The 16,699-nt window shown below is 62.0% G+C and carries 17 protein-coding genes and 1 pseudogene; 6 read left to right on the top strand and 12 right to left on the bottom strand.

Annotation, left to right across the window (positions count from 1 at the left end; translation table 11 throughout):
• A pseudogene (locus FSO04_RS47445) lies at positions 1-179 on the bottom strand (oxalyl-CoA decarboxylase); the annotation flags it as partial.
• A gap of 63 nt (positions 180-242) precedes the next feature.
• The gene (oxlT, locus tag FSO04_RS09525; protein WP_154559433.1) at positions 243-1,574 is read right to left on the bottom strand and encodes an oxalate/formate MFS antiporter; all 1,332 of its coding nucleotides are present in this window, start codon (positions 1,572-1,574) and stop codon (positions 243-245) included.
• Between the two features lie 449 nt (positions 1,575-2,023).
• Between oxlT and FSO04_RS09520 the strand changes: the two genes are divergently transcribed.
• Entirely contained in the window at positions 2,024-2,413 is a 390-nt protein-coding gene (locus FSO04_RS09520) for a hypothetical protein (RefSeq protein WP_154559432.1), read from the top strand.
• A gap of 110 nt (positions 2,414-2,523) precedes the next feature.
• On the opposite strand, the gene FSO04_RS09515 is transcribed toward FSO04_RS09520, so the two are convergent.
• Positions 2,524-3,192, bottom strand: a complete 669-nt coding sequence (locus FSO04_RS09515) for a Vgb family protein (RefSeq protein ID WP_154559431.1) — start codon at positions 3,190-3,192, stop codon at positions 2,524-2,526.
• A 13-nt stretch (positions 3,193-3,205) separates the two neighbouring features.
• A complete protein-coding gene (locus tag FSO04_RS09510; RefSeq protein ID WP_154559430.1) occupies positions 3,206-4,423 on the bottom strand; it encodes a helix-turn-helix domain-containing protein in 1,218 nt (405 codons plus the stop codon).
• 130 nt (positions 4,424-4,553) lie between these two features.
• Here FSO04_RS09510 and FSO04_RS09505 point away from each other — a divergent pair, with 130 nt between their 5' ends.
• Both FSO04_RS09505 and FSO04_RS09500 read left to right on the top strand, forming a co-directional pair.
• The gene (locus FSO04_RS09505; RefSeq protein ID WP_154559429.1) at positions 4,554-5,327 is read left to right on the top strand and encodes a DUF899 domain-containing protein; all 774 of its coding nucleotides are present in this window, start codon (positions 4,554-4,556) and stop codon (positions 5,325-5,327) included.
• Between the two features lie 8 nt (positions 5,328-5,335).
• Positions 5,336-6,181, top strand: a complete 846-nt coding sequence (locus FSO04_RS09500; protein ID WP_154559428.1) for a DUF2182 domain-containing protein — start codon at positions 5,336-5,338, stop codon at positions 6,179-6,181.
• Between the two features lie 25 nt (positions 6,182-6,206).
• On the opposite strand, the gene FSO04_RS09495 is transcribed toward FSO04_RS09500, so the two are convergent.
• The 4 genes from FSO04_RS09495 to FSO04_RS09480 all read right to left on the bottom strand — a co-directional run bounded on the left by FSO04_RS09495 (position 6,207) and on the right by FSO04_RS09480 (position 9,657).
• Complete coding sequence (locus tag FSO04_RS09495; protein ID WP_154559427.1) at positions 6,207-7,211, bottom strand: sterol desaturase family protein; 1,005 nt, start codon at positions 7,209-7,211, stop codon at positions 6,207-6,209.
• 48 nt (positions 7,212-7,259) lie between these two features.
• On the bottom strand, positions 7,260-8,270 hold the full coding sequence (locus tag FSO04_RS09490; RefSeq protein ID WP_154559426.1) for a YVTN family beta-propeller repeat protein: 1,011 nt from the start codon (positions 8,268-8,270) through the stop codon (positions 7,260-7,262).
• A 278-nt stretch (positions 8,271-8,548) separates the two neighbouring features.
• The gene (locus tag FSO04_RS09485; RefSeq protein WP_154559425.1) at positions 8,549-8,866 is read right to left on the bottom strand and encodes a TFIIB-type zinc ribbon-containing protein; all 318 of its coding nucleotides are present in this window, start codon (positions 8,864-8,866) and stop codon (positions 8,549-8,551) included.
• A 38-nt stretch (positions 8,867-8,904) separates the two neighbouring features.
• Positions 8,905-9,657: a TerC family protein gene (locus FSO04_RS09480; RefSeq protein WP_154559424.1), complete on the bottom strand. Its 753-nt coding sequence runs from the start codon at positions 9,655-9,657 to the stop codon at positions 8,905-8,907.
• 121 nt (positions 9,658-9,778) lie between these two features.
• Between FSO04_RS09480 and FSO04_RS09475 the strand changes: the two genes are divergently transcribed.
• A complete protein-coding gene (locus FSO04_RS09475; protein ID WP_154559423.1) occupies positions 9,779-10,660 on the top strand; it encodes a LysR family transcriptional regulator in 882 nt (293 codons plus the stop codon).
• Here FSO04_RS09475 and FSO04_RS09470 read toward each other — a convergent pair.
• A complete protein-coding gene (locus FSO04_RS09470; protein ID WP_154559422.1) occupies positions 10,633-11,094 on the bottom strand; it encodes a tellurite resistance TerB family protein in 462 nt (153 codons plus the stop codon). The two genes, FSO04_RS09475 and FSO04_RS09470, sit on opposite strands and share 28 nt — an antisense overlap.
• 219 nt (positions 11,095-11,313) lie before the next feature.
• On the opposite strand from FSO04_RS09470, the gene FSO04_RS09465 reads away from it, so the two are divergent.
• Positions 11,314-11,646: a DUF2322 family protein gene (locus FSO04_RS09465; protein WP_168435626.1), complete on the top strand. Its 333-nt coding sequence runs from the start codon at positions 11,314-11,316 to the stop codon at positions 11,644-11,646.
• An 85-nt stretch (positions 11,647-11,731) separates the two neighbouring features.
• Here the strand turns inward: FSO04_RS09465 and FSO04_RS09460 are convergent, their stop codons facing one another.
• Positions 11,732-12,643: a LysR substrate-binding domain-containing protein gene (locus tag FSO04_RS09460; RefSeq protein ID WP_154559420.1), complete on the bottom strand. Its 912-nt coding sequence runs from the start codon at positions 12,641-12,643 to the stop codon at positions 11,732-11,734.
• A gap of 112 nt (positions 12,644-12,755) precedes the next feature.
• On the opposite strand from FSO04_RS09460, the gene FSO04_RS09455 reads away from it, so the two are divergent.
• Positions 12,756-13,778 carry an aldo/keto reductase gene (locus tag FSO04_RS09455; protein WP_154559419.1) on the top strand — a complete coding sequence of 341 codons (1,023 nt, stop codon included), beginning with the start codon at positions 12,756-12,758 and terminating at the stop codon, positions 13,776-13,778.
• Positions 13,779-13,859: 81 nt separating this feature from the next.
• Here FSO04_RS09455 and FSO04_RS09450 read toward each other — a convergent pair whose 3' ends face one another.
• Both FSO04_RS09450 and FSO04_RS09445 read right to left on the bottom strand, forming a co-directional pair.
• Positions 13,860-15,548: a hypothetical protein gene (locus tag FSO04_RS09450; RefSeq protein WP_154559418.1), complete on the bottom strand. Its 1,689-nt coding sequence runs from the start codon at positions 15,546-15,548 to the stop codon at positions 13,860-13,862.
• A gap of 181 nt (positions 15,549-15,729) precedes the next feature.
• Positions 15,730-16,587, bottom strand: coding sequence for an oxidoreductase (locus FSO04_RS09445; protein ID WP_154559417.1), 858 nt, complete (start codon positions 16,585-16,587; stop codon positions 15,730-15,732).
• Positions 16,588-16,699 lie beyond the last annotated feature (112 nt).

Genomic DNA, 16,699 nt, shown 5'->3' with positions numbered 1-16,699 from the left:
CGCATCCCTTCCGCTTGTGCGAGCCGCGCGAGGTCGGTGATCGGGATGCCGACCAGTCCAAAGATGGTGTGGATGTCGTTCAGTTTCAGCGCGTCGATGACCAGATGGAATCCGTCGGTCGTTTCGGCCGCTTGTTGTGTCGAAGTCTCTTCTACTGTTTGCCGGTCGGCTTCTGCCATGATGCTGCTCCTTGGTCGCGGGACGTTATGGATTCGTCGTGAGTGGCGAGCTCACGTTGTTGTTCATTCAGGTGAGCCGCCTGGCGACGGCTGCAGGCGCGCTTCAGCGATCACTACGCCAGCCGGCGCGCCTGAGTTTTCGATCCAGCGTTTTCTCATGGGGGCGAGGATGAATTTCGCGGATACGGCTGCCGCGATCGACACCACCGCCGCCGAGATGAACACGGTGCTCCACCCGCCGCTGGCCGACAGCACCGATGCGAGCGGCACCAGCATCGAGGCGGTGCCCTTCGCGGTATAAAGCGTGCCGGCATTGGCCGCGGCGTATTTGCTGCCGAACGTGTCCGCGCAGGTCGCCGGGAAGATCGAGAAGATCTCGCCCCAGCACAGGAACACAGCGGCGGCGAAGAACATGAAGGCGTACGGGTTGTGGCCGAACTGCATGAGCCCCAGCAGTGCGACGCCCTCGCCGAGAAAGATCATGAACATCGTGTTTTCGCGGCCGATGCGGTCCGACAGAAACCCGCACAACGGACGCGTAAAACCGTTGCAGAAATTGTCGATTGACAGCGTCATCGTGAGCAGCGGCAGCGTGATGCCCATCAGGTTCACCGGCAGCTTGGCAAAGCCGAATTCCTTCGCGATCGGCCCAAGCTGTGCGGTGGCGATAATGCCGCCGGCTGCGACGAACACGAACATCAGATACAGCACCCAGAAGAGCGGCGAACGGATCATCTCGCCGGGCGTGTAGTCGATCTTGCTTGCGACCACGCGTTTGGCCGCGACCGCGAATGCGGGAGGTTTCGGCCGTACCAGCATGGTGGCGAGCAGCAGAATAGAGACGCCCTGGAAAATGCCGAAGAACATGAACGTGTGCTCGTAACCCGAGCGCTGGATCATGTTGGCGATTGGAATCACGGTGATGGCCGCGCCGGCGCCGAAACCTGCCGCAGTCAAGCCGGCCGCGAGACCGCGCTTGTCCGGAAACCATTTGAGTGCCGTGCCGACGCAGGTGCCATATACGCAACCCGCGCCGATACCGGCGATCACGGCTGCGATGTATAGCTCGGCGAGACTGCTCGCATGCGCGTCGATGATCCAGCCGAGCGCCGCGCACACCGAGCCGCCGATCACAACCGGGCGCGGCCCGAACTTGTCGACGAGCCAGCCTTCGATAGGCACGAGCCAGGTTTCAGTGACGATGAAGACCGTGAATGCGGTCTGAATGGCTGCCTGGCCCCAGTGGTGGGCGTTGTCCATCGGAACGACGAACAGCGTCCAGGCATATTGCAAATTCGCGACGAGCCCCATGCATACGATGCCGATCGCTAGCTGGACCCAGCGGTTTTGCCGGAACGGCGTACTGCCTGTCCCGGATACGTTGGAATGTCCCATGTCCTTCGTCTCCTGTATCTTCCGTCGCGCTCGAGCGGCGCGTTGGACCTACGTGATCGAATCGCTTCATCGCCGGTTTGTCTGTTGGCAATCAAGCGCCATTGGTCGGCCAGAGGGAATTGCACTGACGAAAACCTTTGCCCGTCGATCTCACCACAACTGGGTAAAAGGCGTTTCGCGTGGAGCGCTTCTGAAGGATGCTGCGCGCGAACAGCGATAAGTAAAAGTTAAAACATTTTATGGTTTGCATTAGGCATACCTAATGGATGGGTATACCTGTTCTGACAACGGGGTCATGAGATGTCCGGGCATTCTGACTTCGTCGATGCCGTCGGCAGGGGAACGAGCATATAAACAAAACGTTATAGTCTTTCGAAGTAACTTTAACTGTTGTTTATCTATACGCGCTCCTATTCTTGGTCATGTCAATTTGCCTGAAGGAGACGACCATGAACCCGTCCCAGTTCGACGCCCGCGACAGCGCGCACGATGCGGAAGTAGAGGCGCAACTGTGCGCCTATAACAGCGCTTTCGAAGAACTCGGCCTGCGCTTCCGTTGGGATGCGCGCACGCTGGCGTTGCTAGCCATGATCGACGATGAAGAGGCGCAGATTGCCGCGTACATCGAAGCACATCACGCGCACTTGCTGAAAGCGTATAGCGCCGGGTTTCTGAGCCGGGCCATCCTCGAGAAGAAAAAAGCGCGCTATCCAGCGTGCGTATCGATGCGCGTCGAAAGCGCGCCGCATGTGACCCAGGCGGTAGGTCAGCCGCAGATGAGCAGTTGGCGCGAGCGCTTGTCGTACGAGGTGGAGCTGCCGGCGCTGGTTGGTGTTTAGACGTGGCAGACGAATTTCTGCTGGCGGGAGCCCTGGATCGACGACGTTTGTTGTTTGTTGTTTGTTGAGTCGATCCGGGCGTTGCATCAAATCCGTCGTCAGGCGGTAAATTACTCGCTCGCAGACTCGACGGGGACCGCGGCGTCTCGTGCGGGCCGGCGTACGGCTCGCACCTTCCCGCTGTTTCCGCCGCCGCAGAAGAACAGATCGCCGCCATCGGCTTCCAGCCCCGACACGATCAGGCCGGGCGGCATCTCCAGGCTCTCCAGCACTTCTCCCGTACCAGGATCGACTCGCCTCAACTCGCTCGCTTCATCTTCCCAGGTGCCGTGCCAGAGCTCTCCGTTGCTCCAGGTGACGCCGGTGACGAAGCGGTTGGACTGGATAGTGCGCAGAATCGCCCCGGTTTGGGGATCGACCTGGTGGATCTTCCGGTCCTTATACCGCCCCACCCAGAGCATTCCTTCGGCCCACGCGAGCCCCGAGTTGCCCCCGCCGCCGGGTGCGGGAATGGTGGCGAGCACGCGGCCGGTATCCGGATCGATCTTCTGGATGAGGTCGTCGGCGATCTGAAACAGGTGCTGGCCGTCGAAGGCCGTGCCTGCCTGCGCTGCGACGTCGAACGAGCGCAGCGTTTCTCCGCTCACCGGATCGAAGGCGTTCAGCTTGTCTCCGGCGGCAATCCAGACATGCTGACCGTCATAGGTGACGCCCCCCACCTGGCTGACACCCGGAAAGGGCCCATATTCACGGACGATTTTGGCGGCTGATTTGTTCATGTTTTCATCCTAATCACTCGGTAGGGGGAGCGGGGAGTAACAAAGTCGTCGTGAATCCGGGCATGGGCGGCGTCATCCAGCGTCGCGCGCGCCCGCGGCCGAACGACTGCACCTTGCCGGCTGCCGCCAGCGAATCGAGCGCCCGCTGCATGGTGCGCTGACTGGCATCCAGTGCAATCGCGAGCGCCGAGCTCGACCACGACTCACCGTCGGCGAGGAAGGCGAGCACCATCGCATGCGGTTCTTCGACCGGCCGCGCGAGCACGACGACCTCGCGCGCGCCGTGCGGCACCAGCGCAAAACCGCGCTTCGTCGCGCTCACGCCGGCCAGCGGCCCAAGCAACGCGCGAAGCCGCCCGACTTCGACGCGCAGCCGTGCGCGATGCGATTCATCGGCATGCCTCGTCCGGAATGCGCGCGCGATGAGTGTGTCCCTCGATACGTCTTCGGGCCACGCTTCGGCCAGTGCGCGTGCGAGCGCGAACAACACCGGACGCCTCGCTAGCGGGACCACGATGTTTGCTTCACGCACGACATAACGGCACGCGTCCACCACGAGCGCCTTCGACGCCAGTAACGCCTCAATCTCCTCGAGCACGAGCAAACGCTCTTCGCCGTGTGCGATCAGACGAGCCGCGGGCGTGTCCAGCAGTAGGCGTGCGCTGTCGACCTCCGCCGTCAGCGATGGGATACCTGCGTGACGCGCGGCCTGCTCGGCTTTCGCTAGCGCAGCGCGCGCTGTTTTCGTCTGGAGGCGGCGCATCGCGATTCCCGCGACGACCAGCTCGTGGGCGGCGCGCAGCGCGGGCGGGAAGGGTGCGGGATCGAGGTGGGCGAGCAGGCGCTCGGCCTCGTCGAGGCGCCCGATCAGGAGGAGGCGCCGGACTTCGAGATACCGCGCATGCGCGGCGTTCAGCCCGTCACCGTGGGCTTCGAGCGTCGCTCGCGCGGCGTCGAGCGCCTTCGCGGGCCAGCCCAGATCGCGCGAGGCGAGCGCGATTTCAGCCTCGGCGACTACGCACCGCGCGCGGGCCACCGGCGCTTTCGGGCCGAAGGCGCGCGCCGCACTTCGCACCAACGCTTTCGCCCGAACGAGATCGCCGAGCTGCGCCATCGCGATGCCTCGCAGCGCGAGCGCAGGGGCGTCGTCGCGCAAGGCGACCCGGTTCAGTGCGCCGAGCGGGTCGCCCGCCGCGAGCGCACGTGCCGCGGCCGTCACTAGCGAGTCCATGGTCTATTCGAATCCCGCCACACTTGTCACTCCCACCGTTCGGGTGCCCGTGGCTAATCTAGCACGACCACCAACCAGTTCGTCGTCTCGACAACTGAACGAACGACGAAGGACTCCCAAGGAGGGAATCATGACCACGACACATACAACCGGGACGCGTGACCAGTGGCTGGCGGCGCGGCTCGATCTGCTCAAGGCAGAGAAGGCGCTCACGCGGCAGAGCGACGCGCTGGTGCAGCAACGGCAGGCACTGCCCTGGGTGAGAATCGACAAGGCATACACATTCGAAACTGCTGCGGGAAGGGCGTCATTGGCGGATCTCTTCAAAGGACGCTCGCAGCTTCTCGTGTACCACTTCATGTTCGGACCCGACTACAAGGCGGGGTGCCCGTCGTGCTCATCGATCGCCGATGGGTTCGACGGCGTCGTCGTTCATCTGGCAAATCATGACGTCACGCTGACGGCGGTGTCGCGGGCGCCGTTCGAGAAGCTGCAGACGTACCAGCGCCGGATGGGCTGGACGTTCCCCTGGGCGTCATCGGCTGGCAGCGACTTCAACTTCGACTTCAACATCGCGTTCACCGAGGCGCAGCAGCGTGAAGGAAGCATCGAATACAACTACGAGCGCGGCGGCCACGCGATGGACGAAACGCAGGTCGTTCCGGAGCCCGTCGCCCAGTTCGCGGCCACCTGCGGAACTGACGCGGCGACGTACACGCGCGACAGGCCGGGCCTGAGTGCGTTCGTACTCGAGGACGGCGTCGTCTACCACACGTATTCCACCTATGCGCGCGGCGTGGACGGCATCTGGGGCATGTACCAGTTGCTCGACCGCGCGCCCAAGGGGCGCAACGAGACGGGCGTCTGGTGGAAGCGTCACGACGAGTACGAGACGACGCGCTGAGCCGGGCGATGGAACACGTTAGCGCAACCGGGGGCTGCGAAATGTCGGGACGTGCGATCGAAGCGCGAGTTTCGCAGCGGGCTTTCTTCGGCGTCTCGGCGTTACTCTTCACCGTCAGCACGGCGGTGACAATCGCCGGCGCCGCGTCCATGTCGGCGATGGGTGAGATGCCGATGCCCGGCGGCTGGACGATGTCGGTGGCATGGATGCCGATGTGCGGACAGAAGTGGCCAGGCCTCGCGGCGTCGTTCCTCGGTATGTGGATCGTGATGATGGTCGCGATGATGCTGCCATCTCTCGTTCCCATGCTGTGGCGCTACCGCGAGGCCGTCGGCGGGGCAAGCGTAACGGGCCTGGGCTGGCTGACGGTGATGGTGGGCGTGGGGTACTTCTTCGTGTGGACCGCGTTCGGCATAGCCGCATTTCCGCTCGGCGCCGCGCTGGCGGCGCTCGAGATGCAACAGCCGGCGCTGGCGCGCGCCGTTCCGTTCGCAGTCGGTGTGATTGTGCTGATCGCCGGGGCGCTGCAGTTCACTGCGTGGAAGACCCGGCGCCTTGCCTGCTGTCGCGAGACACCAAGGCGCTGCCTCATGTCGTCCGCATTGCCCGCCGACGCCACCACGGCATGGCGCCACGGTCTACGCCTCGGCCTCCACTGCAGCTACTGCTGTGCCGGCCTGACGACGGTCCTGCTCGTTGCCGGGGGCATGGATTTGCGTGTGATGGCTGCTGTGACGGCGGCCATCACCGTTGAACGTCTTGCACCGCGTGGTGAGCGGGCGGCGCGCGTGATTGGGGTCGGTATCGTCGGCGCAGGCGTGTTCCTGATCGCACGAGCCGTGGGCTTGGGATGAGTCACCCGCCCCTTGACGATGACAATCAGTCCGTCACGCCGCCGTAGTTGCGTTGTCCCCGCAGACGCATCGCGATACGGCCAAACGCGCGCCATTGCTGTGCGATCAACCCGTCACCATAGGAACGCGCTGCGCCGTGCGGCACGGGCAACTGGTCACGAATGCCGGTCGGCTCAACAGTGCGGTCCCACGACGCGGTCCTGAACATCATGTCCCACCACGGAAACAGCACGCCGAAGTTACAGCCGTAGCGCGTGCCTTCATGGCCGTAGCCAATTGCGTGATGACGCCGATGAAAAATCGGGCTCACGATCACGCGTTCGAGCAGCCATCCATACGGCAGGCGCGCGTTCACGTGCTGCACGCTCTGCATGAAGTTGCCGACCGCAACCAGCACGACGAACTGCGTCGGCTGCACACCGATGAACAGCGAAATCGCGGCGAAGAACGCGGCCTGAATGATGTCGTCGAGAAAGTGATTGCGATCGTCGGCCCACAACGACATCTGCTGCTGGCTGTGGTGCACCGCGTGCAGTTCCCACCACACGCCGAAGCGATGCTGCCAGCGGTGATACCAGTACCCGAAGAAATCGAGCACGATCAGGTAGATGAGGAACGACACGACCGGCTGATCGGTGACGCCCGGCCACAGTCCGTCGATGTCGATGTTCGGCACGTTGTAGATCGCCATCAGACTCTGCCAGTGATTGAACACCGGCTGCAGCATGAAGAAGAACGCGATATTGATGATGCCGAGCTTGGCGATCCACGTGTAGATCACATCGGCGCGCAGCGCTTTTCGATCGGACCACGCCTCGACGGGCCGCAGCGCTTCCAGCGGCCGCAAGGCGATATACGTGACCAGGATTTCCAGCACGCCGACGATGACCCAATAGAGTGCATCGTAAGTGTCCTCGTCGTATCCCATCAGGCCGAAGCGATAGAAAAACGGCTGCACCACGTCGACGTACAGGAGTGTCTGCAGCGTCGAGATGCCGTTGTCGAGTAGGGCGAGGATTTCGTGAATCATCAAAAACCTCTTGAAATTGCGGGTGCTGTCATCAAAACGAAAGCCTGTTCAGTCTGGATTGGGCGCATACACGGGCGCACGGTTGGCGAAATACAAACCATGCGGTGAACGTCCGACCGCGATCGTGTCGATAAGTTTATGCGTTGTCAGATCAATGATGCCGACATGCCGCGAAAAACGGAATGTGACCCACAGGTAGCGGTGATCCGCCGACAGTTCCATGTCGTCAGGGCCGGGCATGAGCCCTGTGATGTCGGCGGTCTTCGTCAGCGTGTTGTAATCGAGAATGCTGATCGTGCTTTCCACACGGTTCGTGAGCGCTATGTGCTGGCCGTCGTCGAGATTGCGGAAGTTGTGCGCGCCGCGCCCTGTCTGGATTCTTTTCACAACTTGCTGTTTGTGCCAGTCGACCACGGCCACATCGTCTTCGCCCGTCATACCGATCAACAGATAGCGGTCGCCCGGCGTCATCCAGAGGCCGGCGGGTGTATTGCCCACATGCAGTTTCCAGAGCACCGTCTGCGTCGCCAGATCGATCGCGGCCACTTCGCCGGTGTCTTGCAGTGTGACGAACACGGTCTTGCTGTCGGACGAGAACGTCATGTGACTCGGCGTCTTCGAGAGCGGGACGCGTTTGGCGAGCGTCATGTTCTGGCCGTCGTAGTGATACACGTCGACGCGATCCAGCCGCAGACCTGCCGTCACGAACCATTTGTGATCGGGCGAGAAACCGAGCTGATAGGGATCTTCGATATCGTCGACCTTGCGCTGCACACGGCCGCTGTGTGGATCGAGAAACATCAGATCGTTCGAGATCGAATCCGCGACGATAAGCGAGTGGCCGTCGGGCGTGATCATCAGATGGTGCGGTTCCTTACCGGTCGGCTCCGTGCCGATCACCTTATGCGTGGCGGGATCGATCAGCGTCAGTTTGGCTTCGCCGGAGTCGAGCACGATCACGTTGTCGGCTGCCTGCGCCGGCATCGCCATGGTTAGCGTGCAATACGTCAGCGCAGCAAGCGCGCCGGTCTTTGTAATCGAAACGATAGAAAGTGGCATCTGAACGATAGACAGGCAGGAAAACAATTTGGGGGAACATCATGGCGGCGGGCGCAGGGGATTCAGCGCGTGTGGATCGTGCCTAAGCCGCGCTCAAACCGTTAACGGCTTAACGCGCCACTTCGCTCTGTCGATGACACGCGGCGCGTTGTTATTTGTATGAAGGGTTTGACGCTGGCTGAGGCAACGTCAGAGGGGAAAATGAAAAGGCGCGGCTGACAACAGCGCGCGCTTTTGATCTGATAACTGCTGCCTGGTTCTTCTACTCGCGGACACCGTCAATCGAAATCGAACATGTCGAAAAGCGAGCGTTTCTTCTTGTGTCCCCGATAATCCGTCCGGTGATTGTCATACGTGCGGTTGTTGTCGTACGCATGGTCGCGATGCCGTTCCCGATCTCGATCCGAATGGCTGTCCCGACTCGTGCGTGCGGTAGCGTTAGTCTGCGCGTCATCGCTCCCGGCGTCCTGCGCAATCAGCTTGTCGAGTTCCCCGCGATCAAGCCAGATGCCCCGGCAGACCGGGCAGTAGTCGATTTCGATCGAGCGTCGCTCGGTCATCAGCAAGTCAGTGGTCTTGCAAACGGGACATTTCATTTCGTTGCTCCTCAAGGGTATAAAAATTCATCGCGCGCTCATTGCTCCGCGCTAACCATCCGCTTCGAATTCGCCCGGCGCACGAGCATGTTGAGTGCCTCGACAAACGCGGAGAACGCCATAGCCGCGTAGATGTAAGCCTTCGGCACGTGTGAACCAAAACCTTCTGCGATTAACGTCATGCCGATCACGAGCAGGAAACCGAGCGCGAGCATGACGATGGTCGGATTGCGATCGATAAAGCGCGACAGCGGGTTGGCGGCGAATAGCATCACGGTGACCGCTGCAATCACGGCAACGAACATGATCGGCATGTGCTCGGTCATGCCGACTGCAGTGATGATGCTGTCGACTGAAAACACGATATCGAGCACGAGGATCTGTCCAATCGCAGCCATGGCGGTCAACTGCACGGTTGTGCTCGCCTTGTCGCGTACTTCTTCCGCGTGGACGACGTGATGGCGAATTTCGCTTGTCGCCTTCCAGACGAGGAACAGGCCGCCGCCGAGCAGGATCAGATCGCGCCATGAAAACGCGTGGCCGAACAGCGTCACGGCGGGCGCGGTCAGTTGCGCAATCCACGCGACGGTGCCGAGCAGGGCGAGCCGGAGCACGAGCGCAAGCATGATGCCCATGCGCTGAACGCGAGCGCGCTGTGCTTCCGGCAGCTTGTTGCTGAGGATCGAGATGAAGATCAGATTGTCGATGCCGAGCACGATTTCCATCACGACCAGCGTGAGAAGCGCAGCCCATGCGGCGGGATCGGCAGCGAGTATGAGTAAAGAGTCCATGGGGTCCGTAAGCAAAGGGTGACAGGCAACGTCGGTATGCCGTCATCATCGCTGCCTTCATGGTTCGGATAAATCAGTGATAATCTGAGCGATATATCGATTTTTTCGAAGTATCGCCAACATGCTCAACTATCGCCATCTCTACTATTTCTGGATCGTCGTGAAGGAGGGCGGCTTCGCGCGTGCGGCCGAGCGTCTCGACATGGCGGTTCAGACGATCAGCGCGCAGGTGCGCGAACTGGAAAAATCGATCGGGCGCCAATTGCTGAAACCGGCGGGGCGCGGCGTCACGATGACTGAAGCCGGCGAGACGGCCTTTAATCGCGCGGAACAGATTTTTCAGATCGGCGAGGCGCTGCTCGACGAGATGCGCGAGGCGGGTGGTGAACGTGTTGCCCGGCTTGCAGTGGGTCTTTCCGACGGCATCTCAAAGCTCGCCGCGCACGCGCTGCTCGCGCCGGTGCTCGACACGCCGTCGCTCAGGCTGCTCTGCCACGAGGGCGAACATGCGCAGTTGCTGTCGGAGCTCGCGCTCCATCGGCTCGATCTCGTGCTGGCGTGCCAGCCTGCGCCGCACAATGCGGACCTGCGCGTCGTGAGCCAGCGCCTCGTCGGTTCGCCCGTCGACTGGTATGGCCCAGCGGAGATCATCCGCAAGTCCGCCCGTACCGGCTTTCCGCAATGCCTGGCCGGGCTGCCTGTGCTCCTGCCCACCGGGCACGGCGCGTTGCGCGCGCGGCTCGACCGGTGGTTCGAAACCGAAGGGATCCGGCCGCGGATCGTCGGGGAATTCGAAGACAGCGCGTTGATGGCGGTGTTCGCCGCGCGTGGCCTCGGCGTGTTTCCGCTCGCGGAACTGGGCGCGGGGGATGTGGCGCTGCTGCGCGGACTGCGCTGGCTCGGTCGAGCGGAAGGCGTGGTCGAAGAAATCCACGCAATCCGCTCGCGGCGCGGGCAACATCATGCGCTCGCTTCTCAGGTGGTCGCTGCCGGGCGTGCGTGAGTGTACGGCGCGTCTGGCAACGGGATGTGCCGGCTTGCTCCCTGGATCGGCTTAGGCCCCCACGCGTTGAACACAGCAGCGAGCAAGGCAATTTCGCCATCCGCCAGATAGTTGTCCACGATCGCGACGGCGATACACAGGCGCATCACCTTGCGCCGCAGCGCGGGGTCGTCGATCTCATCTAACAACGTGGTGAGCAGGGCAGCGCCGAGCTGGCCGACCGGCGGCGCGAACGGCGTGTTCGCGACCGACTGGTCCTCGCACAGCGTTTGCACGATCTGCGCGAATTGCTCTGGTGCGAGGCCAAGTCGGCCCGCTATATCCAGGTTTTCGAGGGCGAGCTCTTCCGAGCTGCTGACGTGTCCGTCGGAAGTGAGTGCCAGCGCGACGATACGTGCGGCGGCTTGAGGACTGTTGCGCGGATAGGTTCGCATGTTTGGGCTCCTGGCGCGGACAATGTCCGCAGTGGTGATGAGCCTCAGTCTGCGTCAGGTTGGGGAACGGATAAATCTGCTAATCCGGGAGCGAAGATTCGGAAAAACCGAAGCTTCCGCAGCAGACTGAACGAAGCCTCGCCGTTCAGCGCGATGCAAAACACCCTATCGGATAAGATACGGCTCGCCGCAATTTTCCGAATAGAAGGAGTGCTTTCAGTGATTCAACCGAGCAACGTGTTCAAGGACAACCTCGCCCAACTGCCGGCCATCGACGGTATCGAACGTATCGAACTGCTCGACGGCAAGGGCGCCGTGGTGGCCAGCATCGAGAACAAGCCGGGCAAACAGGGTTCGCTCGCGGTGTACAACTATCTGCAGCAGGCCTTCGGCACGCTGGACGCCAAGGCAGCCGAACACGGCCTCGCGGTGTTCGCCGAGCATACGGCCGATGCGCGCAACCGTCCGGGTGCACACCCGAACGTCGACCATCTGCTCGCGATTGTGGCCGGTGGGGAAGCGTTGCGCATCGATGTTGTCGCAGCGGCCTGAGCGCGCCGTCGTTGCACGGCGCGGCGTGGATCGCGTGATATCGGTCCGCGCCGTAACCCATACCGGTTGACCGTGGCGTCCCTGCCTACGGATGACTACCTGACTCTTCAGCGGCAAGAATAAAGTCGACGAACGCCCTGAGCGGAGCCGGCATATGCGTCCGGCTCGGGTAGTACAGAAACGGTCCAGTGAAGGTTTGACACCACTCGCCGAGCACAGGTACGAGCGCGCCTTGCTCTATTGCCGGCCGCAGAAATTCATCGAACGAATAGACGATTCCCAGTCCCGCGATGGCCGCGCCTCGTTCCAGTTCGATCACGGAGGCGATCATCGGTCCGTTTGGCTCGATCCGCACGACGTCGTCGCCTCGCTTGAATTCCCATGTCGCGAGCACGCCGCTGTCGAAGCGGTGTCCGATACACGCGTGGTTCAACAGTTCGCCCGGATGTTGCGGTATGCCGCGGGCCGCGAGGTAGGACGGCGCGGCCGCCGCGACGAAATGTTGAACGCGCGGGCCGATCGGCACGGCGATCATGTCGCGCTCGAGGCGTTCGTCGTAGCGGATGCCGGCATCGAAGCCCGCCGCGAGGATATCGATGAACGTGTCGTTGGTGCCGACGTCCACGGTGATACCCGGATGAGCGGCGAGGAAGCGGGATAGAAGGGCAGGCAGAATTTCTCTTGCCGCGATCGACGGAACGTTTAATCTCAGTGTTCCAGTGGGACTCTCGCGAAAGAGGTTCACCGCATCCAGCGCGATTGAGATTTCCCCGAAGGCCGGCGCGAGCCGTTCAAAAAGACGCTGCCCGGCTTCCGTTGGCGTGACGCTGCGCGTCGTGCGGTTGAGCAGCCTGACGCCGAGCTGCTGTTCGAGCCTTCGAACCGCTTCGCTAAGCGATGAGGCTGACACGCCGCCCGTCAGTGCGGCATGGCGGAACCCGCGTGCCCGGGTGACGGCGACAAATGCTTTCAAATCGGACAGGTCGGGTTCCTGCATTGTTCGCTTTTCCGCACGGGTCATCCGGATTGAGATGGATTATCGCACGCTGGAAATCGACCGATACTTCAGCGCAAGCGCCTTGCTTGCGGCGCACCTACCGAGGAACATCATGAAGCAACTTCAACTGGGTAAGACGGGTCCGCAAAGCTCCGCCATCGGTCTTGGCTGCATGGGGATGTCGGGCATGTACGGTCCGTCCGATCGCGCTGAAAGCATCGCAACGATCCACGCCGCGCTCGAAGCCGGCATCACGCTGCTCGATACCGGCGATTTCTACGGCTCCGGCCACAACGAAATCCTGATCGGCGAGGCCCTGAAAAGCGCGCCGCCGTCACGCCGCGACTCGGCGATCATCAGCGTGAAATTCGGGGCCATGCGCGACCCCGCTGGTGGCTGGTCGCTCTACGATGCGCGTCCCGCGGCGGTCAAAAACTTTCTTGCCTACTCGCTGCAGCGGCTGGGCGTCGATCATATCGACATCTACCGCCCTGCGCGGCTCGATCCCGACGTACCTGTCGAAGACACGGTCGGGGCGATCGCCGACATGATCAAAGCCGGCTATGTGCGGCACGTCGGCTTGTCCGAAGTGGGCGCGACGACCATTCGCCGTGCGGCGGCGGTGCACCCGGTGAGTGACCTGCAGATCGAGTACTCGCTGATTTCACGTGGCATTGAAGACGAGATCCTGCCGACGTGCCGCGAACTCGGGATCGGCGTGACGGCGTACGGCGTGTTATCCCGCGGTTTGATCAGCGGCCACTGGAGCAAGGAATCCGCGGGGAAAGGCGATTTTCGCGCCATGAGTCCGCGCTTTCAGGGCGACAACGTCGATCACAACCTCGCGCTGGTGGATGCGCTGCGCAAGGTGGCCGATGCAAAAAGCGTTTCGGTTGCGCAGATTGCGATTGCGTGGGTCGCGGCTCAAGGCAGCGATATCGTGCCGCTCGTGGGCGCACGTCGGCGCGATCGTCTTGCCGAAGCACTCGGTGCGGTTGATGTGACGCTCAGCGCGGAGGATCTGGCCGCGATCGCGCAGGCAGTGCCGCGCGGAGCTGCCGCAGGTGAACGTTATGCAGCGGCGCAAATGGCGCATCTCGACAGCGAACAGGGGAGTAAGGGCCACGCTGCCTGATGCGTTGACGGGTCGTGCAAACCGGGTGAGCCACGCACGGTTGAATGCGCCGCGGCGTGGCCTCACCCTGTTGTCAGTGCGTCAGAAACGGTGGTCCTGATCAGTACCCGGCGTGAACGAAACGCCGCGCAATACCTCACCAAAGCCCGCGCCTCGCAAGGCGACAAATTTCTCGCGAGCGGCGCCGGACACAGTCGTATTCGCGAGCAGGTCGCGAATGGCTACCAGCTTGTTCGGATCGGCGCCCACATCGCCGTTGCCGCTGATGGTCGACGTCATTGCCCAGAGCGTGACTGTGCCGTCATTTTCGACGCGGCCAGTCAGGTTGCGCAGCCCATCCGCCGCCGGTGCCCACGGCAGTCCAGTCGCCGTATTGGAGCCGGTCGGATATCCGGAGACCGTGTATTGCTGGCCCAGGTTCAGACCCGCCTGCAGGGTGTAGGCGAGCGTCCACTTTTTCGCACCGGCGTTATACACCCACTTCTGCAGACCCGCGCCAGTCTGCGCGGCCGCATGCGTGTAAAGATCGGGGCCACCCGTGTAACCATCGCCCTCGTCCGCGACATAGAGCGTCGTCGCGTTGGCGAACCAGAGGCCAAACGGAAAGGAGAGCGTAGTCGCGGTCTTGTTGGGTGTCGACGGAAAGCCGGCCAGCACGCACATATTGCTTGGCAGTCCGTTGGTTTGGACCGTCGCGGCGTCGTAAGCAAGCGCCTTGCTGGGCAATGCCGCATTGGCGGCCGGCACACCCGTGCCAGACGGGCAGGCGTTTCCAGTGGTATCCACAAAGTACACCGTGTTTACGCCGTTGCTGCCGCTGCCCTTCGTAAAGTAGAGGACATTGTTGAATACGGTCATGCCCCGGAAGTTGTCGTCCTTGCCGATCTTGTCCGCCGGCTTGCCAAGTTCAGTGACCGAGAAGCTGGCGACCGGCGTCGGCGCGCCTGGATCCTGCTGCGCCTCATGCTTCTTCGTCGCGTCGATGAATTGTGCGCCGGCGCCGAGGATCACGCCGGCCGGTTGCGGATTGGCACCGTTACCCGCGTTGCCCGCTGTGTAGAAAAAATCTTCGCCATCGCGGTTATTCAGAATCGCCGAACGGCCGTTGTTGCCGCTATATGCATTCGTCTCGGTGATGCGGAAGTGCCCATCACGGTCGACGCGTGCGACTGCCCGATAGTAATTCTGCCCCACCGGATTAGTGGGATCGACGACGCCTGGCGCGTTCGAATTGGAGACGTCCAGCGTATTCACCGGCGCCACATACCCCATAAAGGTCAGGTACTGGCCGTCGAGCGAAAGGTGCAGGCCGAGTTCAGATTTGGAGCTGAAGCTGGTGACGAGTTGGTCACGTCGCGGCGTTTTCTGCAAACTGTTGGGCACTTCGAGCGAGCTGACCCACTCGCCGGACGGCGTGAGCTGATCGAGAAAGATCCGCGACGTGATGCCGAAGCTGCCGTCATAGCCGTCGTTGTTCCACACGTACGGATAGGTGCCGTCGCTCGGCGCGCCAGTGGCCGCGCTACAGCCGCCCTGAGTGGCTCCGCAATTCGGCGGCAGGACCGCGCCAACCTGAACGTTGCTTGACTGGTTGTCGTACACGCTTCGACTTACAACCAGTAAGCCTGGTTCAAAGCGACTTTCACCGCGGAAATCGGACTGTTCGGCATGTGCGTTGAGGGCGGCGGCGCAGAGCACCAGTGCTACCGTGGAGGCTGGTCGGGGAAATGACAGGCGGCGTGTCGCGTTGCAGACGGGAGTCGTTTTCATCTGTAGGTTCCGGGTGGGGAGGTGGAAGTTCTTTTCAGACGGACTAGCACGTACAACCCGGTTACCGTAACAACGCATGATGAAGGATTAGTGGCGGCGACTTCGGTGCAAACCCCCATTGCGTATCGGCCTATCCGCTTCCCATTACGCAACGCAAATGGGAAGCGGATAGTGTCAGCATTTATTCAGAAAAATCAGTCGATGCCGACAACGCCTTCCAGGTTTCGGTTTCCTGCGTGACATAGGCATTCTTCTCAGCGATCGCCTTCAGCGTGTCGGTGCCAAGCGGCAGCCGCAGCGGAGGCGTTGGTGCGTCGACCAGATCGACCATGGCGGCCGCGAGTTTCTCCGGGTTGCCCGGCTGGTTGTGGTTCATGCCGGTAGCGAGCCGGCGAACAGCTCCTGACGTCTCGTCATAGTCGGCAATCACGTTCCCAGCAACAACAAGCGATGACGCGTCGAGAAAGTCCGTACGGAAGTATCCAGGCTCCACGACCGTTGCGTGAATGCCGAGCGGCTTCAGCTCGGCGTGCAATGCCTCGGTCAAGCCTTCAACTGCGAACTTGGTCGAACAATAGGCGCCGAACCCGGCGGCTGACCGATAGCCGCCGATCGACGACATATTGATGATGTGACCGGCCCGCTGGGCGCGCATCACCGGCAGAACGGCGCGCGTGATATTCAGCAAGCCGAATACGTTCGTGTCGTACATGCGGCGCACATCGGCATCGCTTGACTCCTCGATGGCGCCAAGCAAACCGAAGCCCGCGTTATTGACCAGAACGTCGATCCGGCCGAATCGTTCAACTGCGGCTTGAACCGCGGCCTTCGCCTGGGCTTCGTCGGTCACGTCCAGCGCGACGGGAAGGAGTGCCGGCGAGTGACCGAAGCGCTCGGCGATCGCTGCGACATTGCGGCCGGTAGCAACGACCGCGTTGCCGTCAGCCAGGGCTGCCTGGGCGATCAGCGCGCCGAGGCCGCGCGTTGCGCCGGTGATGAACCAGACGCGCTTGAAGCCGTTGTTCGTGTTGTTAGCCATGATGTTTCTCCTACGGTTCGGGTGAAAGTGAACGAATAATAGGAGTGTCGATTGGCATAAACTAGAGGCTGATTGGTAGACTGATAATCAACTTTTATTTGCTAATTCGGGC

Origin of the sequence: Paraburkholderia madseniana, assembly GCF_009690905.1 — a bacterium.
Classification (GTDB): Bacteria; Pseudomonadota; Gammaproteobacteria; order Burkholderiales; family Burkholderiaceae; genus Paraburkholderia; species Paraburkholderia madseniana.
The sequence above is the reverse complement of the archived record's forward strand: the minus strand, read 5'-3'. Positions and strand labels throughout refer to the sequence as shown.